The 22,695-nt window shown below is 55.4% G+C and carries 20 protein-coding genes; 14 read left to right on the top strand and 6 right to left on the bottom strand.

Translation table 11 applies throughout. The features are described from left to right. Positions 1-2: 2 nt before the first annotated feature. The 12 genes from fabF (at position 3) to INT32_RS02440 (ending at position 12,489) form a co-directional block, all read left to right on the top strand. Positions 3-1,232 (top strand): beta-ketoacyl-ACP synthase II, encoded by a 1,230-nt coding sequence (gene fabF / locus INT32_RS02495; RefSeq protein WP_193087129.1) that lies wholly within the window; start codon positions 3-5, stop codon positions 1,230-1,232. Between the two features lie 97 nt (positions 1,233-1,329). After that, complete coding sequence (locus tag INT32_RS02490; protein WP_193087128.1) at positions 1,330-1,707, top strand: hypothetical protein; 378 nt, start codon at positions 1,330-1,332, stop codon at positions 1,705-1,707. Further along, a complete protein-coding gene (gene rpoE, locus INT32_RS02485) occupies positions 1,704-2,303 on the top strand; it encodes an RNA polymerase sigma factor RpoE (protein ID WP_128394475.1) in 600 nt (199 codons plus the stop codon). Before INT32_RS02490 ends, rpoE begins: the two co-directional genes overlap by 4 nt. Positions 2,304-2,313: 10 nt before the next feature. After that, positions 2,314-2,811 carry a sigma-E factor negative regulatory protein gene (locus tag INT32_RS02480; protein ID WP_193087127.1) on the top strand — a complete coding sequence of 166 codons (498 nt, stop codon included), beginning with the start codon at positions 2,314-2,316 and terminating at the stop codon, positions 2,809-2,811. 47 nt (positions 2,812-2,858) lie between these two features. Then, positions 2,859-3,812, top strand: coding sequence for a MucB/RseB C-terminal domain-containing protein (locus INT32_RS02475; RefSeq protein ID WP_226816382.1), 954 nt, complete (start codon positions 2,859-2,861; stop codon positions 3,810-3,812). 19 nt (positions 3,813-3,831) lie between these two features. Beyond that, positions 3,832-5,337, top strand: coding sequence for a DegQ family serine endoprotease (locus INT32_RS02470; protein ID WP_193087125.1), 1,506 nt, complete (start codon positions 3,832-3,834; stop codon positions 5,335-5,337). A 221-nt stretch (positions 5,338-5,558) separates the two neighbouring features. Further along, complete coding sequence (lepA, locus tag INT32_RS02465) at positions 5,559-7,352, top strand: translation elongation factor 4 (RefSeq protein WP_193087124.1); 1,794 nt, start codon at positions 5,559-5,561, stop codon at positions 7,350-7,352. A gap of 11 nt (positions 7,353-7,363) precedes the next feature. Further along, a complete protein-coding gene (gene lepB / locus INT32_RS02460) occupies positions 7,364-8,170 on the top strand; it encodes a signal peptidase I (RefSeq protein WP_193087123.1) in 807 nt (268 codons plus the stop codon). Continuing rightward, a complete protein-coding gene (gene rnc, locus INT32_RS02455) occupies positions 8,170-8,922 on the top strand; it encodes a ribonuclease III (RefSeq protein WP_014750365.1) in 753 nt (250 codons plus the stop codon). The genes lepB and rnc overlap by 1 nt, the downstream gene beginning before the upstream one ends. Further along, positions 8,919-9,848 carry a GTPase Era gene (era, locus tag INT32_RS02450; protein WP_193087122.1) on the top strand — a complete coding sequence of 310 codons (930 nt, stop codon included), beginning with the start codon at positions 8,919-8,921 and terminating at the stop codon, positions 9,846-9,848. The genes rnc and era overlap by 4 nt, the downstream gene beginning before the upstream one ends. Then, positions 9,841-10,428, top strand: a complete 588-nt coding sequence (gene recO, locus INT32_RS02445) for a DNA repair protein RecO (RefSeq protein ID WP_193087121.1) — start codon at positions 9,841-9,843, stop codon at positions 10,426-10,428. Before era ends, recO begins: the two co-directional genes overlap by 8 nt. 363 nt (positions 10,429-10,791) lie before the next feature. After that, entirely contained in the window at positions 10,792-12,489 is a 1,698-nt protein-coding gene (locus tag INT32_RS02440; RefSeq protein ID WP_193087120.1) for a mucoidy inhibitor MuiA family protein, read from the top strand. A gap of 256 nt (positions 12,490-12,745) precedes the next feature. Here the strand turns inward: INT32_RS02440 and INT32_RS02435 are convergent, their stop codons facing one another. The 5 genes from INT32_RS02435 to INT32_RS02415 all read right to left on the bottom strand — a co-directional run bounded on the left by INT32_RS02435 (position 12,746) and on the right by INT32_RS02415 (position 18,386). Continuing rightward, complete coding sequence (locus INT32_RS02435) at positions 12,746-13,732, bottom strand: tripartite tricarboxylate transporter substrate binding protein BugD (RefSeq protein WP_193087119.1); 987 nt, start codon at positions 13,730-13,732, stop codon at positions 12,746-12,748. A 656-nt stretch (positions 13,733-14,388) separates the two neighbouring features. Beyond that, positions 14,389-15,081, bottom strand: coding sequence for a Bax inhibitor-1/YccA family protein (locus INT32_RS02430; RefSeq protein ID WP_193087118.1), 693 nt, complete (start codon positions 15,079-15,081; stop codon positions 14,389-14,391). Between the two features lie 122 nt (positions 15,082-15,203). Continuing rightward, positions 15,204-16,397 (bottom strand): hypothetical protein, encoded by a 1,194-nt coding sequence (locus INT32_RS02425; protein WP_193087117.1) that lies wholly within the window; start codon positions 16,395-16,397, stop codon positions 15,204-15,206. Positions 16,398-16,432: 35 nt separating this feature from the next. After that, positions 16,433-16,867, bottom strand: a complete 435-nt coding sequence (locus INT32_RS02420; RefSeq protein ID WP_193087116.1) for a DNA polymerase III subunit chi — start codon at positions 16,865-16,867, stop codon at positions 16,433-16,435. Then, a complete protein-coding gene (locus INT32_RS02415) occupies positions 16,857-18,386 on the bottom strand; it encodes a leucyl aminopeptidase (RefSeq protein ID WP_193087115.1) in 1,530 nt (509 codons plus the stop codon). Before INT32_RS02415 ends, INT32_RS02420 begins: the two co-directional genes overlap by 11 nt. A gap of 56 nt (positions 18,387-18,442) precedes the next feature. Here INT32_RS02415 and lptF point away from each other — a divergent pair, with 56 nt between their 5' ends. Then, the gene (gene lptF, locus INT32_RS02410; RefSeq protein ID WP_193087114.1) at positions 18,443-19,549 is read left to right on the top strand and encodes an LPS export ABC transporter permease LptF; all 1,107 of its coding nucleotides are present in this window, start codon (positions 18,443-18,445) and stop codon (positions 19,547-19,549) included. Between the two features lie 242 nt (positions 19,550-19,791). Next, positions 19,792-20,781 carry a CysB family HTH-type transcriptional regulator gene (locus tag INT32_RS02405; protein WP_193087113.1) on the top strand — a complete coding sequence of 330 codons (990 nt, stop codon included), beginning with the start codon at positions 19,792-19,794 and terminating at the stop codon, positions 20,779-20,781. Between the two features lie 199 nt (positions 20,782-20,980). Here INT32_RS02405 and INT32_RS02400 read toward each other — a convergent pair whose 3' ends face one another. Beyond that, positions 20,981-22,657 carry an AMP-binding protein gene (locus INT32_RS02400; protein ID WP_193087112.1) on the bottom strand — a complete coding sequence of 559 codons (1,677 nt, stop codon included), beginning with the start codon at positions 22,655-22,657 and terminating at the stop codon, positions 20,981-20,983. Positions 22,658-22,695: the final 38 nt, after the last annotated feature.

Genomic DNA, 22,695 nt, shown 5'->3' with positions numbered 1-22,695 from the left:
CCGTGAAAAGACGCGTTGTCATCACCGGACTGGGAATTGTATCCCCGGTCGGAAATACAGTACCGCAGGCCTGGGATAATATTGTCAACGGACGTTCCGGCATTGACCGTATCACACGCTTTGATGCCTCCGGGTTCAGTGCGCAGATTGCGGGCGAAGTCAAGGATTTCGACGTCACGCAGTATCTGTCGGCCAAAGAAGCCAAACAAATGGATACCTTTATCCATTACGGCATTGCTGCCAGTGTCGACGCCTGGAAAGATGCGGGTCTCACGGTTACTGAAGAGAACGCCGATCGCATTGGCGCCATCGTCAGTTCCGGTATCGGCGGGTTGCAGCGCATTGAAGAAACCCAGACTGAATACCTTGCAAAAGGTCCGCGCCGTATTTCCCCATTTTTTGTTCCTGCTTCCCTGATCAATCTGATTTCCGGCCAGGTTTCCATCATGCTCGGGCTTAAGGGACCAACCTATGCGGTGGTCTCTGCCTGCACAACTGGTCTGCACTCCATTGGCGATGCCTCCAGACTGATCGAATACGGCGATGCCGATGTGATGCTGGCCGGTGGCGCCGAAGCCACGGTGTCACCACTGGGTATTGGTGGTTTTGCTGCCATGCGCGCGCTGTCCACCCGTAACGACGATCCCCAGACGGCCTCTCGTCCCTGGGATGTCGATCGTGATGGCTTTGTGTTGGGTGAAGGGGCAGGGGTGTTGGTGCTTGAAGAATACGAACACGCCAAAGCCCGTGGCGCCCGCATCTATGGTGAATTTGCCGGCTATGGCATGAGTTCCGATGCGCATCATATCACTGCACCGGATCGTGACGGCCCCCGCCGCGGCGTTCTGAATGCCTTGAAGAACGGCAAGTTTAACGCAGACCAGGTTGACTACGTCAATGCCCATGGCACATCAACGCCACTGGGCGACAAGAACGAGACCGAGGCGCTCAAGCTGGCGCTGGGTGACCATGCCTATAAAACGGTCGTTAATTCGACCAAATCCATGACTGGCCATTTGCTGGGCGCTGCAGGCGGCATCGAAGCGGTCTTTACTACGCTGGCGGTGCATCATCAGGTATCGCCGCCCACGATCAACCTGATTAATCAGGACCCCGAGTGCGATCTGGACTACTGTGCCAATGTCGCTCGCGAAATGAAAATTGATGTGGCGCTGTCCAACTCTTTCGGATTTGGCGGCACCAACGGGTCCATGATTGTCAGACGGGTCTGATTTGCAGTACGAACTGAACCGGCACTGGCAGGCTCGACTCCATGTCGGGCAGCCCGGTTACATTACTGTTTGCCATCATGTCGTGGCAACCTTAGCCATGCTCTGTATTGCTGGTCCTCAGGCGGCTGTTCTGCTTGCGCTGCTCGCCCTGGCCGGCCGCAGGCATTTGGCTGGTCGCCGTGCCGGTAACAAACGTTTTGTTCAAATCGGGCCCGACGGTCACTATCGGCTTTTTCGCGGCGTCTCGCCGCCGGGCGCCATCGACGGCGACCTTCGCATCCTGCAACAATACTGGCAGGGACCTTTGTGGTTTACCCTGGTACTGCGCGATCCCTATTTCCCTCATTCTCGTCCTGATATCGTGACGGTCTGGGCATCTGGCCAGCAGCCTGATGCCTGGCGGCGTTTCTGTGTGCTGGTGCACTCTGCCCAATGGGCACATGCGCAGGATGTCGCCGCAAGGATCGCAATATGAGTGAGCGCGACGTTGACTGGGAGCTGGTACAGCGGGTTCAGAAGGGTGACAAAAAGGCCTTTGACCTGTTGGTCCTGAAATATCAGCGCAAGATCATGGGGCTGCTGGCCCGCATGATCGGCAGTCATAGCGAAGTTGAGGACATCGCGCAGGAAACGTTTATCAAGGCCTATCGCGCGATCCCGCAGTTTCGCGGGGAAAGCGCGTTTTATACCTGGTTGTACCGGATTGCCATCAATACCGCCCGTAACTGGCTATCTTCTTCGGACCGCAAGTTGAGCTATCCGGATACGTTGGAAAATAAAGATGGTGAAACTTTTTCTCATTCAGACAATCTTATAGATATTGCCACGCCTGAATCGAGCATGGTAACGCAGGAAATCGTCCAGACTGTCAACGACGCGATCGAAACATTGCCCGAAGACCTGCGCATGGCAATTGTGCTAAGAGAACTGGAAGGCCTGAGTTACGAAGAAATAGCACAGGCTATGGCCTGCCCGGTTGGTACGGTACGCTCCCGTATATTCCGTGCACGGGAAGCCATCGCGGCGAAGCTCAAACCTGTCCTGGGACAGGCCATGGATCGCCGTTGGTAAGGAATATATAATGGAAAACACACGAACTCCTCCTGCGATCGATTGGAATGAATCCATCTCCGAAATGGTGGATGGTGAATGCGATGCCTTTGACGCGTCCAGAATCGATACGCCCTATGGTCGCCAGACCTGGGATGCCTATCATCTGATTGGCGACGTGATGCGCAACGAGCATCTGGCCATCAAGCCCTCCGATCTGTTCAATGCCCGCATAAGCAAGCTGATCGCGGCCGAACCGACCCATCACGCCGCACCGGCGCGTGGCTATCTGCGCTGGGGTGCCTCCGGCATTGCCGCTGCAGCGGCCGTGGCTGCGCTAGTATGGTTCAATGACCCTTTCCAGGGGGACATTGCACCACCTGCGCCGCCAACGCTTGCCGCCAGCCAATCGGCGGCACCGGCCGATATTCCGCAGAACGACTTTGACGATTACGTTGCAGCGCACAGCCAAATGGTAGGCGCCTATCCGGTTCGCCGAATTTCGTATGAAATCGGGGATGTGCAGTGATCGGACAGGACAGGCCGCTTTTTACTTGCAGACGTTCTCATTGCGTCATGCTGGCCGTATGCTGGGCCATCTTCCCCTGTCTGCCGGCGTATGCAGCAACGCCCGTGCAGTTACTTATGCAAATCCAAAAAGCGGCGGAATCCACCGACTACAGCGGTACGTTCCTATATCAGCAGGGCAATGTCATGATTACCTCAAGGGTAACGCATGTCGTTGACGGCGAAGGCGTCAAGGAGCGTCTGGAGGTGCTCGACGGCGATGCGCAGGAATACCTGCGCAACAACAACGTTGTGGAAAGCCTGATACCCGCCCGCAAAATGGTGATTGTGGATAAGCCACGCAAGGATCGTTTTCCTGCGTTATTACTTGGCCCGATCGACAATCTTGAAAAGTATTACGAAATCCGGGCGCAGAACGACAGCACGCGCGTTGCCGGTCGTCCCTGCGATATGATCGAAGTACACCCCCGGGTTCAGGACCGTTATGGCTATCGGTTTTGCGCTGATGAAAAATCCCGGCTGTTGCTCAAGTCGCAGACTGTGAATGAGCAGGGTACCGTGATTGAGCAGGTGACGTTCACGGGTCTGTCGGTGGGCAGCAACGTGGACACTGCTAATCTGAAATCTGCATTTGATTACGCGCAATGGAAGCGTGTGGAGCACAAGCCTGTGGCGGTGGATCTGCCGCTGGAAGGCTGGCGAATCCGGTACCCAGCAGGTTTTGCGCCCATCATGAGCATCGTTCGTCCGAAAGGAACTAAAGAGAACGTAAAGCAACTAATACTTACAGACGGTCTGTCTTCCATCTCGGTATTTATCCAGAAAGTAAAGGATTCTGAAAAAACCTTTAATAATCAAGGAGATGCCAGGGTTGGTTCGATGAATGTATTCCGTCAGCGGGTCGACGATTACTGGCTTACCGCCATCGGCGCGATCCCTCTGGCGACACTTAAAGACCTGGCCGTTTCTACAAAATTCATTCAACCTGTTTCAAAACAGTAAATACTGAAAAGGGCTACTCATGAATAACAAGGTCAAAAAACCGCTACAGACCGCTATCGTCGCGGCAATGATCGGACTGGGCAGTGCGACTGTGTTGCTACCGTATACCGGCATGGCGCAGAATGCGCCTGCGGCGCCCGTGCCGACCTCGACCGCCGTGACTGCGCTGCCTGACTTTACCTCTATTGTGGCGGCAACCGAAAATGCCGTGGTCAACATTCGCACCATGGAAAAGATATCGTCGCGTCCGACACAGGGCTTTGGCCCGGGCGACAGCCCCGAGGATCTGTTCCGCTTTTTCTTTGGCCCTGATTTCATGCCGCCGCGCGATCGTGGCCCACGATCGGACCGCTCGCCTCGCGGCGAAGGTGAAGAGCGCAGCGTACCGCGCGGCGTGGGATCAGGCTTCATTATCTCCAAAGACGGCTACATCATGACCAATAATCACGTGGTCGATGGCGCCTCAAAAATCACGGTGACCATGAACGATGGCCGGGAATATCAGGCCAAAGTGATCGGTACCGACAAACGTACCGATATTGCGCTTATTAAGATTCAGGCAGAGAACCTGCCCTTGCTGAAAATCGGCGACTCCAACACGCTGAAAAAAGGGCAGTGGGTATTGGCTATTGGTTCACCCTTTGGACTGGATTCCACGGTGACTTCCGGTATTGTGAGCGCCATCAACCGTGATACGGGTGAATACCTGCCGTTTATCCAGACCGATGTTGCGGTCAACCCCGGTAATTCCGGTGGACCGCTGATCAATTTGTCCGGCGAAGTGGTGGGCATTAACTCGCAGATCATCTCACAAAGTGGTGGATTCATGGGTATTTCCCTGTCTATCCCGATCGACGAAGCCATGCGTGTGGTTGAGCAACTGAAGACCACCGGCAAGGTTACCCGTGGTCGTATTGGCGTGCAGATTGGCGAAGTAAGCGAAGAGGTTGCCAAGGCCATTGGCCTGCCCAAGGCCGCCGGCGCACTGGTCAGCAATGTCGAGCAGGGTGGCCCCGCTGACAAGGCCGGTGTTCAGGCAGGCGATGTCATCACCAAGTTCAATGGCTCAGAGGTGAAAAAATGGTCCGATCTGCCACGCCTGGTAGGACAGACCAAACCCGAATCAGACTCCTCGCTGGAAGTCTGGCGCCGTGGTAAATACGAGACATTGAAGGTCAGGATCGCGGAAATACCAAGCTCGCCGTCTGACACCGCAAATAGCAACGAGCCCCAGGAGCATGCAGGCAGTGCCGATCGCCTGGGCCTGGTGGTAGAACCCGTTCCGTCTTCGCTGCAAAGCCGCATGCGCATCAGGGGCGGAGTCCTGGTCAAGGACGTCAAGGGTGCCGCGCTGGAAGCCAGCATCCAGCCGGGTGACGTGATTCTTGCGCTGAACAACCAGGATGTGAAGGATGTTCAGCATTTCCGCGAAATCGTGGGCAAGCTTGAAAAAGGCAAGGCAGCGGCCCTGCTGGTACGGCGTGACAATTTAACGCAGTGGGTACCTGTAACACCTGCAAAATAAGGCTACAATACGATATGCAGGCCAAGGGGCGCTTCATGCGCCCCTTTTTTTGAGTCTGAACCGCTGTGACAGGCCAGCTCGCGACATGTCCGAGCCCGACCGCAGTCCGGGTGCAGGCTCTGCAGCCAAACCATTCCCGATGCCGCTGGCATCCTTACTGTGGTGGAACAGGCGTGCGTACTCTTTCGAGTCTGCGCCAGCACTGCACTTTTGCGCTTTTTATGCAACATATACGTAATTTCTCGATTATTGCCCATATTGATCACGGCAAATCCACACTCGCGGACCGCCTTATTCACCGTTGCGGCGGACTGGCAGACCGCGAGATGTCCAAGCAGGTTCTCGACTCCATGGATATCGAACGGGAGCGGGGCATCACGATCAAGGCCCAGACCGCCGCACTGCATTACAAGGCGCGCGATGGCAAAATCTACAACCTGAACCTGATCGATACGCCGGGACATGTGGACTTCTCCTATGAGGTCAGTCGGTCTTTATCCGCCTGTGAAGGCGCATTGCTGGTGGTGGATGCCACCCAGGGGGTAGAGGCGCAAACCGTCGCGAACTGTTATACCGCCATCGAGCTGGGTGTTGAAGTGATACCGGTGCTCAATAAAATGGATCTGCCATCGGCCGAGCCTGAAGAAGCACGCCAGGAAATCGAAGACGTCATCGGTATTGACGCCAGCGACGCCATCAAGGCCAGTGCCAAGACCGGCGTGGGCATTGACGAAATTCTGGAAATGATCGTGGCCAAAGTGCCACCACCGGTCGGTAACGTCGATGAACCTTTGCAGGCCCTGATTATCGATTCCTGGTTCGACAATTACGTCGGCGTGGTCATGCTGGTGCGGATCAAGAACGGGGTCTTGCGGCCCAAGGACAAGGTTCTGTTCATGGCAACCGGTGCAACCCACCTGTGTGAACAGCTAGGTGTGTTTGCCCCCAAATCAGAACCACGCGCGTTGCTCTCAGCAGGCGAAGTCGGCTTTGTCATTGCCGGTATCAAGGAATTGGCCGATGCCAAGGTAGGCGACACCATTACCCTTGCCGGCAAGCGGGCCAGCACGCCGCTGCCGGGTTTCAAGGAAGTCAAGCCGCAGGTGTTTGCCGGCCTGTATCCTGTGGAAAGCAGCGAATATGACCAGTTGCGCGACTCGCTTGAAAAATTGCGCCTGAACGATTCCTCGCTCATGTTCGAACCCGAGGTTTCGCAGGCGCTGGGCTTTGGCTTTCGCTGCGGCTTCCTGGGGCTGTTGCACATGGAAATCGTGCAGGAACGGCTTGAACGTGAGTTCGACATGGACATCATCACCACCGCGCCGACGGTGGTCTATGAGGTTGAACGCAACGATGGCGAAATACTGACCATCGAAAGTCCGTCCCGCATGCCCGAAGTCGGTCAGATTACCGACATCCGCGAGCCTGTTGTTTCGGTGACGCTGTTCATGCCGCAGGAATATGTCGGTGCGGTCATTACATTGTGTATTGCCAAGCGCGGCAACCAGATCAATATGAGCTATCACGGCCGTCAGGTGCATCTGGTTTATGAAATTCCGTTGGCCGAAATCGTGCTCGATTTCTTTGACCGGCTCAAGTCCGTATCGCGCGGCTATGCGTCCATGGACTACGAGTTTCTGGAGTATCGTTCTGCCGACGTGGTGCGGGTCGATCTGCTAATCAATAATGAGCGGGTCGATGCTTTGTCCATGATCGTGCACCGCGCCAATGCCCGCTATCGCGGTCGCGAAGTCGTATCGAAAATGCGCGGCCTGATCCCGCGCCAGATGTTCGACGTTGCGATTCAGGCGGCCATTGGTGCGGAAATTATTGCACGTGAAAACGTGAAGGCGCTGCGCAAGAACGTGCTCGCCAAGTGTTATGGCGGAGATATTTCGCGTAAGAAAAAACTGCTGGAAAAACAAAAAGCAGGCAAGAAGCGGATGAAACAGGTGGGCAGTGTGGAAATTCCACAGGAAGCGTTCCTGGCCATTCTCCAGGTTGAAGATAAATAAGGAAGTAGAAGATGAATTTTGCATTGATCCTGTTTGTATTGCTGGTGATCACAGGCCTGGTAAAGCTGCTGGATGTCCTTGTTTTTCGCAAGCGGCGTGTGGCCGAGTATGGCCAGGACGAGCAGGCACACCGCCCCTGGTGGATCGAGTACTCGCTGAGCTTTTTCCCTGTCATCCTGTTTGTCTTTGTCCTGCGTTCGTTTCTCTTTGAGCCATTCCGGATTCCGTCAGGATCCATGCTGCCGACACTGCAGAACGGCGACATGATTTTGGTGAACAAATTTACTTATGGCATCCGCCTGCCCATCATCGATCAGAAAATTATGTCGATCAATACGCCGCAACGTGGCGACGTGATGGTGTTTCGCTATCCCGTCAATCCCGATATGGATTTCATCAAACGGGTAGTTGGTGTACCGGGCGACGAGGTAGTCTATCAAAACAAACGCCTGAGCATCAACGGGCAAACCGTGCCAATCACCCGTATTGGGCCTTATGTGAATCCATCACAGCAAAGCGGCACGCCAGACGCGCTTGAAGAAAAGCTGGGTGAACATGAACACGCTATTCTGAATATGCCGGGCATGGGCGCGCTGCTTGGTATGACAAAGTTCCCGGGCAGGGAAAACTGCGAATATAAGGGCACGGATTTTCGCTGCAAGGTGCCCGAAGGCCAGTACTTTGTGATGGGTGATAACCGGGACAACAGCGAGGACAGTCGATACTGGGGCTTTGTGCCTGACCGCAATATCGTGGGCAAGGCATTTTTCATATGGATGAACTTTGGCGATCTGAGTCGCATTGGTTCCTTTAAGTGATGAACCTTTCAAGATTGGAACGACTGCTCGGGTATCAATTCAAGGACCAGCGCTTGCTGGTTCAGGCGCTCACGCATCGCAGCCACAGTGCGACGCACAATGAGCGGTTCGAATTCCTGGGCGATTCCATCCTTAATTTCACTGTGGCGGCGATTCTGTTTCATCGATTGCAGCGCGAGGATGAAGGGGATTTGTCCCGGATCCGTGCCAGTCTGGTTAAGCAGGCCACCCTGGCCGATATTGCACACCGACTTGAACTGCCGCAATTTTTGCGGCTGGGCGAAGGCGAACTCAAGAGTGGGGGATTTCGTCGTCCTTCGATACTGGCTGATGCACTGGAGGCGATTTTTGCCGCGGTCTATCTGGACAGCGATGTACCATCGGTGCAGGCAGTGATTGAGGGGCTGTATACGCCGTTGCTCGACTCGGTTGACTTCAATACCCTGGGTAAAGACGCCAAAACCCTGTTGCAGGAAGTGTTGCAGGGCCGCAAGTTTGCTCTGCCTGTGTATAACGTTGTCGCCACCAGTGGTGCGGCTCATGACCAGCAGTTCGAGGTCGAATGCTTTATTGCTGAGCTGGATATGCGTAGTCAGGCCAGCGGCAGCAGCCGTCGTGCAGCCGAACAGGCCGCTGCGCGCAAAATGCTGGATGCCCTGGAAAAGGTATTGCCCAAAGGCAGCGCCAAAAAGCGAGTGCGCAAGGTCGCGCAACTGACCTTGCCGGTCGCGGTCGAACAGGAGAAAAAATGAGTCAGGAACCTATTGCGCCAATCGAAGGTGACGGTACGCAAGGCAGCCCGTCAAAAACCGGCTTTGTCGCGGTCGTCGGACGTCCCAACGTGGGCAAGTCCACGCTGACCAACGCGCTGATCGGCAGCAAGATCTCTATTGTATCGCGCAAGGCGCAAACCACCCGGCACCGGATTCATGGCGTGCTCACGCGTGACAACACCCAGTTTGTATTTGTTGACACGCCAGGCTTTCAGACCCGCCATGGCGGGACGATGAACCGCATGATGAACCGGGTTGTCACACAGGCGCTGGGCGATGTGGATGTGATCGTTCATGTGGTCGAGGCGGGCAAATGGTCTGCCGGCGACGAGCAGATTGTGCCTTTGTTGCCGGTATCGAAAAAATGCATTCTGGCCGTCAGTAAAATCGATACGCTCAAGAACAAGAATGACCTGTTCGATTTCGTCGGTCGTATCATGGGCAAGTTCGCCTACGACGCCGTGGTGCCGGTCAGTTCAGTCAAAGGCGTGCAGCTCGATACCTTGCTGGCCGAGATTGAACAGCGTCTGCCCGAAGGCGAGTTCATGTTTGAAGAAGACGCGCTTACTGACAGGCCAATCCGGTTTATCGCGGCTGAACTGATTCGCGAGAAAATCTTCCGCCTGGTAGGCGATGAGTTGCCCTACGCATGTACCGTGGTCATTGAGCAATGGGACGAGGATGAGAATGCGGCGCGCATTGCCGCATGTGTAGTGGTGGAGCGCGACAGCCACAAGCCGATTTTGCTGGGCGCCAAAGGCACCCATATGAAACGCATCGCCACTGAGGCCCGCCAGGATATTTCTGCCTTGCTGGATAAGCCGGTATTTCTTGAAATTTACATCAAAGTGCGCAAAGGCTGGTCGGAAAAGGAAAGTGCCCTGCGCGATCTGGGCTATGAGTAAGCGTGGCAGCCGAGTACAGGATGCCAGTGCCTATCTGTTGCAGGCCACTGCCTGGAGCGAGTCCTCACTGATTGCCCGGCTGTTTGCACGCGATTACGGTGTCGTGACTGTGGTCGCCAAAGGGGCCAAGCGGCCGTATTCGGTGCTGCGCCCGGTCCTGTCGGCATTCGAGCCATTGCTGGTGTCCTGGTCGGGGCAGGGCGAGGTCAAAACACTTACCCGCGCCGAGCTGGCCGGCCTGCATGGCCTGACCGGCAAATCCCTGATGTCGGCCTGGTATATGAATGAGCTGTTGATTCGTATGCTGCCCGGTGAAGACGCGCATCCCCAGTTGTTTGATGCCTACTGTGAGGCTTTGCAGCAACTTGCCATCGGCGAACGTGCTTCAGGCTCATTGCGACGTTTTGAATGGACTTTGCTGCAGGAAACCGGCTATGGCGTTGCGGGTGGCCGTCCGGACTTTGACGAGCCTGCCGCCGAACCTGGCTTGCGCCGCATGCTGCGCGAACGCATTGACGAACACCTCGAAAAAAAACCGCTGATGACGCGAAACGTATTGTTGTCGCTTAAACAGTATTAAATCTTGGCGCGCTTCGATCAAGCCAATCAAATCGCCACGCCAGCCTCATGATGATGCGTCGTTGCCTTTTGTGCATATTCTCTACGTTTTCTTATCTTCCTTTCCTGCTCTCGTCATATAGCCCATTCTTCGGCTTCCGACTTCTCGTTCTCCTGATCTTCCCAATCTCCGGGCCTTCAATGGCGCTCGCTCTGGTGTCTTCCCTGCCACGACATTCGGCATTGGCAATAGCCTGTAAACCTTGCTTATCGTCGGCGGCACAAGGGGATGATGACTCAATTACATATGCGATTTGGCTGCGGCTTGACCGCGATTGGCGTTAACCTCGGTTATTATTTCAAATAAGACTTCGGGAGAGCATTTATGAGCGAACAACCTTTTCAGTGGAACCGCCCACGTGAACGTAACACCGGTCGCGCAGCCTGTCCGGATTACGAGCTGCGCAAGCAGATCGTTGCCGGCACGCTGCTGCTGACGATGTATTTGCCGCTCGCGTTTGCCGACACACTCGATGCCGAGTCTCGCATTGAAAAAGTGACGGTATACCCGGATCGCGCGCTGGTATATCGTGTGGCAAGCCAGGACATTTCGGCCGGCGAACATGAATTGGTCTTTGCCAATCTCCCGGCTGAGGTAGATGAAAATTCGCTGCAGTTCAATGCCAATGCATCAGGTGCTGGCGTGCAGATTATGCGTGTTTCCAGCACACCGGATATCCGTCAAACAAGTGCACCGGCCGGGGTCAATGAAATGGCCGATCAGATTGATGCACTGGAGCAGCAGATTGCCCGGCTGGAGGATCAGATCAAGGTAGACGACAACCAGATCAGTTTCATCCGCAATTACCAGAACGGGCACAGCGTGCAGATCCGGGACGTTCCGCCGCTGTCGCAGGATGCATTTGTCGGCCTGATGTCATTTACCGGTGAGCACCTGGTCAAGGCTATGCAAACGCGGCGTGGCCATATGCAGGAAAAGGAGCAGTTGCTGGCCCGCCTCAAAGTGCTGGCGCAACGCAAAGAGCAACTGACTCAAAGCGCTGACAACGAAACGCGTAAAGTTGTGGTGACGCTGCGCGCTGCCGAGCCCGCGACCATCAATAGTGTTCTGAGTTATGTGGTTGCCGGCGCTGCCTGGTCGCCTGTATATGATGCACGATATGACTCCAATACAGGAAAACTCTCCCTGAATTACTTTGGTCAGATCAGCCAGAATACCTCCGAAGACTGGTCGAATGTAGCCATTACGCTATCTACCGCGCAGCCGGTAACCGGTGTTTCATTGCCGCAGTTGCAGCCGTGGCGGGTGGATGTTGCAGCGCCGCCTGTACCGGCCCCGGTCGCGCGAATGAGAGCCCGTCAATCAGAATTAGCAGCCGGCGCAGCGCCGGCGATGGAGATGGCGGATGCGGCAAGCTATGTGCCGGCAAATGCCCAGACCAGCGCAACCAACACGACCTTCGAGGTGCCTGGCAAGCAGACAGTCAAAACGGGCGGTCAGCAACAGCGTGTGCCACTGGCCTCTTTGACGGAAACGGCCGAGCTGTCCTATGAACTCGTTCCATCCGAAGCGCCCGCAGTATTTGCCACAGTAAAAATAAACAACGAAAAAGACTTTCCTTTGCTGGCTGGTAACGTCAATGCCTTTTTTGATAATGAATTCATTGCGGCATCTGACATGGAGACCGTTTTTCCCAAAGAGCAACTGGAACTGGCAATGGGCGCGGATCAGGCCATTTCGGTCAAGCGTGAGCCGCTGCAGCGGTTTACCGAGTCCACCGGCCTGACCGGCAGCGGTACTCGCCTGACTTACGAGTACAAAACCATCATTCGTAATAACCGTAAGCAGCCCGTTCAGTTGATATTACATGACCGGTTTCCGGTCTCAGGCGATGAGAAAATTGATATCAAGCGGCTCGAACCGAGCGGCAGTGGTATCGCGCTCAAGGGTGATGGCCGTTATGAGCAGAAGCTGGCTCTGGAGGCCGGAGAGGAGCGCACAGTACTCTTGAAATTCTCCGTCCAGTATCCGAAGAGCCTGGATGTGAGCGGACTGCCATGACGGCTATTGTCGGCGGTCATGATTGGATCCGATCATTTATCGCACGAGGTTATAACAGCTTTTGCAGTGAACCCTGGCGCTACCACGAAGGTCATTGCGAGCACCTCGGTTCGCAAGCGCTGTTGTAGATAAAAAAAGCCGGAGATCAGACTCCGGCTTTGTCGGAAGCGGGGCAGATCCCGCTTCTACAGTGCAACCGTACTAGCCTTGAGCGCAACGCGACGGTTGCGTGTGCCGGGCCAGCCTGCATGGACCTTTATTGAGGCTTGACGCCTGCTTTCTTGAAGAGCTCGGCCCAGACGGGCATTTGCTCTTTCACTTTGGCGTCCAGCGCCTCTGGGGTTGCCTGTTCTGTTAGGATCGTGGCGCCCAGTGCATCCATGCGTTCCTTGAATTTCGGGCTGGCCAAGCCGTCTTTCAGTGCAGACTGCAATTTGGCAACAATGTCATCCGGTGTTTTGGCGGGTACCCACATACCGTGCCAGATACCAACGTTGAAATCCTTGAAGCCTTCTTCCTGCATGGTTGGCAGATCGGGCAACTGGGCATTGCGTTTTTCGCTGGTAATGGCATAAGCCTTGACCGTTTTGGCCTTGATATGCTGGGTCGTGTTGGTGGTCTGGTCGCATAGCAGATCAACTTGTTTGCCCAGCAGATCATTCATTGCCGGAGCAGCGCCTTTATATGGCACGGTCAGCAGTTTTACGCCAAGGGCGTCCATCAACATGGTGCCGCAAAGGTGGCTGGCGGCCCCTACACCCGCATTGGCCAAGGTGACCTTGTCCTGATTGGCTTTCAGATACTCAATCAGTTCTTTCATATTGTTTGCCGGAAAGTCGGCGCGGGCCACTAGTGTCATCGGTACGTCGACCACCAGGCCAACAGGTCGGAAACTTTTTTCGGGATCGTAACCGAGTCGCTTGTACAAAGATGGCGCTGTAGAAAAGCCGATGTGCATGAGCAGGATGTCGTAACCGTCAGGTTTGGCATTGGCGACCTGCGTTGTACCGATAGTGCCGCCGGCGCCGGCCTTGTTTTCGATCACAACCGTTTGCCCAAGGGATTTTTGCATTGCTTCACCTAGAGAACGGGCGACGTTATCGGTTGGACCGCCCGCGGTAAACGGAATAATCATGGAGACGGGATGATCAGGATAATCGGCAGCCATGGCGGTGCCTGCGGATAAGGCGAAGGCGAGTGCAATATGGCCGAACAGGCGGGCATTTTTCAGAGTGTGTAACATTTGGTTCCTGTATTTTGTTTATTGATTTGAAATCGCTGCGGACGAGCTACCGCTCGAGTCTATTCAGGTTATTGGAAGCCGTCACTACATAATTACCCTTAAATCGCTGAAAGTAGCGCGAAAATGACGATTCGATGTCTTGTCGACACACCGCCAGCCACGCGGGAAGACGCGTTATCAGGCTCTTTCTGCGCCTCTTATAGGTGTGAGGTGATAAGAGACTGGACAGTTGGCTCAGAATGTCAATAACTGTTAAGACAAAATGATTATTAAAACAATAAAGTCCCGGGTGGGCATTTACGCTAGCCGGGGAGGCCAGCCCGCACATTGCCTGCCTCATGAGAAATAATGCACGCGCATCCTGTTCTATGAGCGCATCTCTATGTACAAGGCTTGCAGTACAGAGCGGTTCACTGCAAGAGCATCTCACCATATAGAGCGCATCAGACCGTACATGGAGTATCTCGCTGCAGCACATCTCATAGAAGCTCGCTGCACCAACAAGTGCCCCAGCACCAGTACATTTTGACAGGCAAGGAAAAACCGCTATCACGGTTGCGCGTGGTAGCGGTTTTTGTTGCTTTGCCCGGTTGCCCGGGACCGGCGGCCTTTATGGATGGGTAATACCTACGCCTTGCTGATCGCAGGCCTGGCAATTATTCGCGGCTGCCGCCGAATATGCCCAGCAGGGCCAGCAGATTGGCGAACACGTTATAGATGTCCAGGTAAATGGCCAGCGTTGCTGAAATATAGTTGGTTTCGCCGCCATTGACAACGCGCTGTACATCCACCAGCATGAAGGCCGAGAAGATCACCACAGCCAGGATGGAAATGGTCAGGACCAGTGCCGGAATCTGCAGGAAGATATTGGCTACGGCTGCCAGCAGCAGTACGATCGCGCCAATGAACAGCGTTTTCTGCATGCCAGTGAAGTCGCGCTTGCTGGTAGTGGCAATGGTCGCCATCGCACCGAAGATGACTGCGGTACCGCCGAAGGCGAGCATGATCAATTGCGCGCCGTTACGGAAATCGAGGACGTAACCGATCAGGCGCGATAGCATCATGCCCATGAAAAATGTAAACAACAGCAGCAGACCAACGCCCAGCGAACTGTTCTTGTTTTTTTCTATGGCGAACATCAAGCCGAAGGCGCCTACCAGAAAGACAATAGTGGAAATGCCCGGGGCGAGCATCGCATTCAGATTCAGTTGCAATGCGAGGGCTGCGCCCAGCACGGTGGGAATAAGGGAAGCGGCAAGCAACCAGTAAGTATTGCGCAATACACGATTGCGCACCACCTGGCCGGGTGCGTAGCCTTCCTGGGGTAGAGTCTGGCGCAAGTCAGTCATGGTCTCTCCAATAACAAGTCAATTTTTATGAATTTCAGTATACATCAGACTGCAATTTAATCTGACAGTTCCCTGAATTTTACCTGAAATGCGAAAAATTCAACAGCCGTTGTCAGTCGTTATCAATGGTCGTGCCGATACTTGGCGATAATTTCCGGGATCTCTTCCAACAGACGCCGCTTCAGATACTCATGGGATTCGTCCAGCAGTTCTGTTACCAGCGCGTCAATTTCCGCCTGCATGTCTGCTGCCGGATCCGACAGCCGGGGCACTGCGGGTGCCGCCGTGGCGGCCAGGGCGTCGGGACGGGATGGCGCCCGAAACAGCGACGCATCAAATGAGGGCCGACCGGCTGTTGGCTGGATTCTGTTCAGCGTAAAATCGGCCTGTGCCGCCTGGCTAAATGCGTCGTTTTCGTCATCTGACCAGACATACAATTCCGGTTTGCTGTGATGGCCCTGGGCACCGCGGGCCGTATTCAGAAACGGCGCATAATCGTCTGGTGTTGGGTGTCCCGGGAACGCGGATGGCGATGCGGGCGTGCCGCCTGCACCGGATAGGGGCGAAGACGAAAGTGAGGTGGCGGCGAAGGCGGGTGCTGCGTCTGATTGGCCTGCTGCTCGCGCTGTGGATGCAATGCTGCCTTGTGGTGAACTGCCTATAGCCGATTGGTCGCCCTCGGGTTGCCATCGGTAAGGCGCGCCGGGAACCTGCGTGCCTAAATAGGGTTGTTCGGCAGGCTGGGTGTTCAGACCACGATCAGGCGGCAGCGGCGTGCTGGCAGCGGACGATGGGTCTGCTGCTTGGGCCACTGCCTGTGCTGAGGCCGGTCTCGCATGGCGCGATTCATCCTGCCGCCCGAGGTTGATCCCGCCGCCCGCCGCAGACTGGCTTACCGGATGTGGCGCTGGTGTGGGCCGGGGTGACGTTGAAGATCCAAATGGAGGCACTTGCGCAGGGCGTTGCGCAGGCATCAGGACCGGCATGTCATCGGCCTCATCCTGCCACGCTGGCGTGCTCTGCGCAGGCGATTGGCGCCGCACTCCCACCGGCGGAGGGGGAATATGGACGGCGCCGGTATCTTGCGGTTGTCGAACGGGCGCGGCGCTATCGATTCGGCCAGGTGTGGCACCGACCGTTGGGCTGGTCGCCGTATGAGCGGATGTGGGCGGCTCAGGCAGCAGGACCGGGATATCATCGTCAACCGGCGCCTGATCGGCTCGGGCGTCGATTGAATGCAGATCCAGGTGCGGTTCCTTCGCCTCGGGCGGGGTCGACAGCGTATGGTCTGGGCGTTTTCTGAAGGTAATGGACATAAATAGAGACTCCTTGCAACGAGTCGGCCAGCGTGTTAGTGGCTCGATATATTATGAGCCCGAACATCATGGCCGGCAGCCGTATATTGTTTGTAGCGCAACCGGGCAGCGGCCTTGTCCTGTTCGTGATTGGAGACAATTTCCAGCAATCGTGTAAATCCTTCGGTATCCGGTGGGCAGGCCAGATCCAGATTCAGCAGCCACGGGACGGGAGCGCCGTCCTGCAGCGCCTGCGCCGGGCTGACGCGTGTTACCCGTACCGGACTGTTTGCCGGCGTGTCCGGGCCTACTTCATCATGCGGGATAAAGAGCGTGTCTTCCAGCGCCCAAAGCTTGCGCGAGAATACGGCCAGCCGTTTTGGATCTGTGCAATAGATCAGGACCGGCTGGCCGGCCTGATATTGCTTGCGCACGACGTCGCAGGCCATGCCAAGCCGGTCTGCCGCGCCGAAGGCAAAATCAATGCGCATTCGCTTGAGCCTGCCGTTCAATCAAAAACTGACACAGCATGGGGACCGGACGTCCGGAGGCGCCTTTGTCCTTGCCGCCCTTGAGCCAAGCGGTTCCGGCAATATCCAAATGCGCCCAGCGATAGGCTTTGGTATAGCGCGCCAGAAAACATGCTGCGGTAACCGAGCCGGCAGCGGGACCGCCAATATTGGCCATATCGGCGAAGTTGGATTTGAGCAGGTCCTGGTATTCGTCATCCAGCGGCATGCGCCATGCGGTATCCAGTGCACGCTTGCCTGCGCTCAGCAGGTTATCGGCAAGGGCGTCATCGCTGGCGTACAGCCCGCTATGGAAATTGCCCAACGCCACGATGCAGGCGCCGGTCAGCGTTGCGATATCCACAACGACGGCTGGCTCAAAGCGCTCGGCGTAAGTGAGGGCGTCACACAGAATAAGCCGGCCTTCGGCATCGGTATTGAGAATCTCGATCGTCTGCCCAGACATGCTGGTGACCACGTCGCCCGGTTTGGTGGCACGTCCGTTGGGCATGTTTTCCGTTGCCGGAATCAGACCAATGACTTCAGTGTCCAGTTCCATATGCGCAAGTGCCTTGAACACGCCCAGCACCGAAGCGGCGCCGCACATATCAAATTTCATTTCATCCATGCCCAGTCCGGGCTTCAGGGAAATGCCGCCTGTGTCAAAAGTCACGCCCTTGCCGACCAGGACAACCGGTCCGTCGGACTTCTGTTTTTTCTTGCTGTTGGCACGTTCAGGCGAGTACTTGAGCACGATAAAGCGCGGTGGCTGCTCCGAGCCTGCCGCCACCGACAGGAATGCATTCATTTTCAAGGCTTCCAGCTGCTTGCGTTCCAGCACCTCTGCCGTAATGGATTTATGATCCTTGGCCAGTTGTTTGGCCTGGTTGCCAAGATAGGCAGGGGTACACACATTGGCGGGCAGATTGCCTAGTTCGCGTGTCAGCCGTAATCCCCTGGCGATCGCTTCGCCATGCCCAATGCCTTCCTCGACCTGTTTCTGATCGGGCTTGTCGACAGTGAATACGAGTTTCTTGAAGGATGATGTGGCGGGCCGTCTTTCCTTGCTGAATGTAGCGGTATATTTGTAGACGGCGTTGCCGGCGGCGGTTGCTGCCAATTGCGCGCTCTGGCGCAGCGTAGTGGCCGGGCAGGGCTCTTCGAGCAGCGTGGAAACCGCTTCGGTCAACGAGCCGTCGCTGCAATAACCGGCAATGGCCACGTGTGCTTTGGACATCACGTTGCTGTTGAATTTTTCCCTGGCGCCAAGCCCCACCAGCACCACGCGTTCGGCGCGCACGCCGGGCAGGGTGCGCAGGTCGAACAACGTGCCCGCGGCCGCCTTGAACTCTCGTTTGAGTACGGCATCGATGGCACCGTCAGAGGCGTGGTTGATGAGCTTAGCAGTCTCTCCAAGCACGCCCTCGGTGTACACCCCGACGAATAAGACGGTGGTTTTGATTTGTTGAATCGAGCGGCTTGTTTGTGTGTTAAATTCCATGTTGTTTCTACCTTGAGGCGTCGGAAAGATGCCCTCATTATCCCCCATCTTTACTTATGTCGCTATTCAAACGGTCCGTTGTTGCAGAAATCACCAGTCACGGTGGCGTTGTCTTTTCAACGCTGATCATCGTATGGCTTAGCGTGCTGCTGGTGCGTCTGCTCGGTCAGGCGGCCGAAGGACAGATCGGTGCGGACATTGTATTGGGTATAGCCGCACTGTCGAGCATCACAGCCTTGCCCACCATTTTGTCGGTGGCGCTGTTCATTGCAACCATCACAACCATTTCACGCAATTACAGAGAGTCTGAAATGGTGGTCTGGTTCGCTAGTGGCGTCTCGCTCAAAGACTGGATTTCGCCGGTATTGCGTGTGGCGCTTCCTGTCTGTGTACTGATCGCCATCCTGACGCTGGAAGTGACGCCCTGGGCTTATCGCCAGATCGAAGAATATCGTCAGCGTTACGAGCAGCGCTCCGACCTGTCCAAGATTACTGCCGGGCAGTTCATCGAATCGGCTGGCGGCGCGCGCGTGTTTTTCACCGAAGCGCCCACGAACCCGCAAGACGAGATTGGCGCCGTGTTTGCCCGCGTCCTGGACAACGATTGGTATACGATTGTGACCTCGAAAAACGCCCGGATCCGTCGCGAGGACAACGGTGATCGCTATGTGGTGCTGGGACCCGGCAACCGCTATGACATGAAGGCTGACAGTGCCGAATTCCGGATGGTCAGTTTCGATTCCTACACGTTGCGCCTGGAAAATTCATCAGGCACCAGCGCCGATGAAATCGCCCGGCAGAATGCGCTGAACCAGATGAAATCGCGCCCAACAACCAACCTTATCCAGGACCGCAAGGCGGAAAGCCAGGCCCAGATTATGTGGCGGGTTTCCTTGCCGCTGGCCGCCCTGAATCTGGCATTGCTTGCCATTCCACTGGGCGCGGTCAACCCCCGCCTGGGGCGCTCGGGAGACTTGTTGCTGGCCGGTCTGACTGGGTTGCTCTATATGAATATGATCAATCTGATGCGCGGCTGGATCAGCAATGGAAAAATAGACTTTCTGACCGGGACCCTGTCGCTGCATGTTATTGTCCTGGCGCTGTGCCTGTATGCGTTCTATACCCGAATGCGTTTGAAAACCCCAAAAAAATCAGCGGCTTAGTACGCGCGCATATATTCATGTGGTATTTCAGTTGAAATAGACTATATGTATATACTTAATAATTATATAAATACGGTTCGTTATAACTTATAATCCAATGATGCGTATTGCCGCTAGTGGCTGCACGCTGTCATCACCAGCGGGTTCCGCGACGGTCTTGGGCTATCTATGGCCCTCTGTGCTGTTGTTACTGTTCCGGCATCTCGGCTGCAGCGGTCAGGTGGATCAAAAAGGCAAGGATAATGAATCTACAGCAATTTCGTTTTATACGTGAAACCATCAGACGTAACTACAACCTGACTGAGGCTTCCAGAGTTCTGTTCACCTCGCAGCCCGGTGTATCCAAGGCGATCATCGAGTTTGAAGATGAACTGGGCGTCAAGGTTTTCGAACGCCACGGCAAACGCATCAAAGGTCTGACCAAACCAGGGCAGGCGGTGGCCAGCATTATCGAGCGCATCATGATCGAGGTCGATAATTTGAAAAAAGTCAGCGATGAATTTGCGCGTCGCGACGAGGGCAGTCTGGTCATTGCATGTACGCATACGCAGGCGCGCTATTTTCTGCCCCGGTTCATACCGGAATTTAGGCGCCGCTTTCCCAAGGTTCATGTTTCCCTGGCTGAAGGCAGCCCGTTGCAACTGGCGCAAATGGTGTTGCAGGAACAGGCCGACATCGCACTGGCCACAGAATCCCTGTCTGAAGTGAGCGGGCTGGCGACACTGCCTTGCTACAGCTGGGAGCATACCCTGGTGGTCAAGCCGGATCACCCGCTGACAGAACTGACTTCCTCGCAGGCAAAAAACCTGTCGCTTGAACAGATTGCCCAATTTCCCATCATCACTTACGATCGGGCTTTTTCGGGCCGCACGTCGATTGATCAGGCTTTTGCCAATAAAGGACTCAAGCCGGACATCGTTCTGGAAGCCATTGACGCCGATGTGATCAAAACCTATGTCGATGTGGAAATGGGTATTGGCATCATTGCCGGCGTGGCTTTTGACCCCCGGCGCGACTCGGGTTTTGTGGGGATTCCGGTAGGACATCTTTTTGGCACGCATATTACCCGTATCGGCCTCAAAAGTGGGGTATTCCTGCGTGATTACGTGTACGATTTTCTGGCCATGCTGACACCGCAATTAAGTCGCGATGCGGTCGAGGCAGCAGTCAATTCCAACGGCTCGGGCGATACAGACAACGACTTTGCACCGCCGCTACGCCGGGTATCTTAAAGTTAAAGCTGGGAAATACGGTAGGCGTCCTGGTGGCCACCGGCCGGCATGACAAGGTCCCCGGCGGCCCCGCCCAAAGAAGCCCGTAGACTGATTGGTTTGTCTTCGGGCTTCTTTTATGCACCAGTCAGGGAGCGGGCGTCTGGCCGTTTTCAAGCCTTTCTCAAAAACGCACCTTCTTTATTTTCAGTCCCTGTTTTCAGTCCTTTTCAGGCGCCTGTTTTAACTCGCGCTTGAGAATCTTGCCCACCGCAGACTTGGGCAATTCATCACGGAACTCAACAATCTTCGGCACTTTATAGCCCGTCAGCTCGTTTCTGCAAAAATCGATCAGTGCTTTTTCGGTAAGCGAGGTATCCTTGCGCACGACCACTATCTTGACCACTTCACCTGATGCACCGTTCTCAGCGCCGATTGCGGCTACCTCGCTGACACCAGGGTGAGAAGCCACCACTTCTTCGATTTCAGACGGGTACACATTGAATCCGGAGACAATGATCAGTTCTTTTTTGCGATCGACCAGGAAAATATAGCCGTCCTCGTTGATATACCCCATGTCGCCGGTGCGCAAAAAGCCATCAGGCTCAAAGGCCTTCTGGGTTTCGGCTTCATTGTGCCAGTACTGCTGCATGACCTGCGGTCCCTTGACGCACAGTTCCCCGGTTTCATTGACGGCCAGCTCCTTGCCCTGGTCGTCGCGAATCGAAATCTCGGTAGAAGGAACCGGCAAGCCGATCGATCCATTGAATTCAGTCAGGTCCAATGGATTGATGGTGACCGCCGGCGAAGTCTCGGTCAGGCCGTAAGCCTGCGTCAGCGGTCTGCCGGTCACTTGTTTCCAGCGCTCGGCTACGGGGCGCTGCACGGCCATGCCGCCGCCGAGCGTCAGCTTCAGATGTTCAAAAGACACCGATTTGAAATCGGCGTTGTTCATCAGCGCATTAAACAGCGTGTTGACGCCGGTGAATGCGGTAAACGGATATTTGCGCAATTCTTTGATAAAGCCGGGGATATCGCGTGGGTTCAGAATCAGCAGATTGGTTGCGCCCAGCCGGATGAAAGTTAGGCAATTGGCAGTGAGCGCGAAGATATGATAAAGCGGCAGGGCAGTGATCACAAAATCGTTATTATTGCCCTTTGCATAGGGTTTGACCCAGGCGTAGGCCTGGCACAAATTGGCCACCAGGTTGCCGTGGCTCAGCACTGCGCCTTTGGCCACACCGGTCGTGCCCCCGGTATATTGCAGGAACGCCATGTCTGAATGATCCAGGCTGACCGGTCTGAAGTCGTTGGGGGTAGTGCGCTTCATGATATCGGCAAAGCGAATATGACCTGGCAGGGACCAGGCAGGAACCATCTTCTTCACATGCCGTACGATCAGATTCAGAAGCAGCCCCTTAACCGCGCTCAGCATGTCCCCCAGCGTAGTCACGACCACATGCTTCAGGTCTGGCAGTGCCGGTCTGGCCGCTTCAAGCGTATGCGCAAAGTTTTCCACGACGACGACGAACTCTGCCTGGGCGTCTTTGAGCTGATGTTCCAGTTCGCGGGCCGTATATAAGGGATTGCAGTTGACCACAGTGCATCCGGCCAACAGTGTGCCAAACAGCGCTACCGGATATTGCAGGATATTGGGCATCATGAGGGCGACGCGTGTGCCCCGCGTAGCGCCTTGTTCCTGCAGCCAGGCAGCAAAGCGGCGGGCTGCCTCATGCAACTGCGCATAGCTCAGGGACTGTCCCATGGAGATATACGCGGTCGAGCTGGCATAGCGTTTGCAGCTTTCATTGAACAGTTCCGCCAGCGAGGCATAGTCGTCTATATTGATTTGCGCCGGAACGCCTTTTGGATAATTTTTTAGCCAGATTTTTTCCATGTCTTATCCTAGGAGTAAAAGGACTATAAACTAACGCC

Source organism: Advenella sp. FME57, from assembly GCF_014897675.1.
Lineage (GTDB): Bacteria > Pseudomonadota > Gammaproteobacteria > Burkholderiales > Burkholderiaceae_B > Advenella.
This window is presented reverse-complemented; position numbering and strand designations above follow the sequence as displayed.

Coding starts and splice junctions, on each gene's coding strand:
- INT32_RS02435 (WP_193087119.1), bottom strand. CDS start 13,732: ATGTTACACACTCTGAAAAATGCCCGCCTGTTCGGCCATATTGCACTC.
- INT32_RS02400 (WP_193087112.1), bottom strand. CDS start 22,657: ATGGAAAAAATCTGGCTAAAAAATTATCCAAAAGGCGTTCCGGCGCAA.
- INT32_RS02480 (WP_193087127.1), top strand. CDS start 2,314: ATGGAAAACACACGAACTCCTCCTGCGATCGATTGGAATGAATCCATC.
- recO (WP_193087121.1), top strand. CDS start 9,841: ATGAGTAAGCGTGGCAGCCGAGTACAGGATGCCAGTGCCTATCTGTTG.
- lepB (WP_193087123.1), top strand. CDS start 7,364: ATGAATTTTGCATTGATCCTGTTTGTATTGCTGGTGATCACAGGCCTG.
- INT32_RS02420 (WP_193087116.1), bottom strand. CDS start 16,867: ATGCGCATTGATTTTGCCTTCGGCGCGGCAGACCGGCTTGGCATGGCC.
- INT32_RS02475 (WP_226816382.1), top strand. CDS start 2,859: ATGCTGGCCGTATGCTGGGCCATCTTCCCCTGTCTGCCGGCGTATGCA.
- lepA (WP_193087124.1), top strand. CDS start 5,559: ATGCAACATATACGTAATTTCTCGATTATTGCCCATATTGATCACGGC.
- INT32_RS02490 (WP_193087128.1), top strand. CDS start 1,330: ATGCTCTGTATTGCTGGTCCTCAGGCGGCTGTTCTGCTTGCGCTGCTC.
- INT32_RS02440 (WP_193087120.1), top strand. CDS start 10,792: ATGAGCGAACAACCTTTTCAGTGGAACCGCCCACGTGAACGTAACACC.
- INT32_RS02415 (WP_193087115.1), bottom strand. CDS start 18,386: ATGGAATTTAACACACAAACAAGCCGCTCGATTCAACAAATCAAAACC.
- era (WP_193087122.1), top strand. CDS start 8,919: ATGAGTCAGGAACCTATTGCGCCAATCGAAGGTGACGGTACGCAAGGC.
- INT32_RS02470 (WP_193087125.1), top strand. CDS start 3,832: ATGAATAACAAGGTCAAAAAACCGCTACAGACCGCTATCGTCGCGGCA.
- INT32_RS02405 (WP_193087113.1), top strand. CDS start 19,792: ATGAATCTACAGCAATTTCGTTTTATACGTGAAACCATCAGACGTAAC.
- lptF (WP_193087114.1), top strand. CDS start 18,443: ATGTCGCTATTCAAACGGTCCGTTGTTGCAGAAATCACCAGTCACGGT.
- INT32_RS02430 (WP_193087118.1), bottom strand. CDS start 15,081: ATGACTGACTTGCGCCAGACTCTACCCCAGGAAGGCTACGCACCCGGC.
- rpoE (WP_128394475.1), top strand. CDS start 1,704: ATGAGTGAGCGCGACGTTGACTGGGAGCTGGTACAGCGGGTTCAGAAG.
- INT32_RS02425 (WP_193087117.1), bottom strand. CDS start 16,397: ATGTCCATTACCTTCAGAAAACGCCCAGACCATACGCTGTCGACCCCG.
- rnc (WP_014750365.1), top strand. CDS start 8,170: ATGAACCTTTCAAGATTGGAACGACTGCTCGGGTATCAATTCAAGGAC.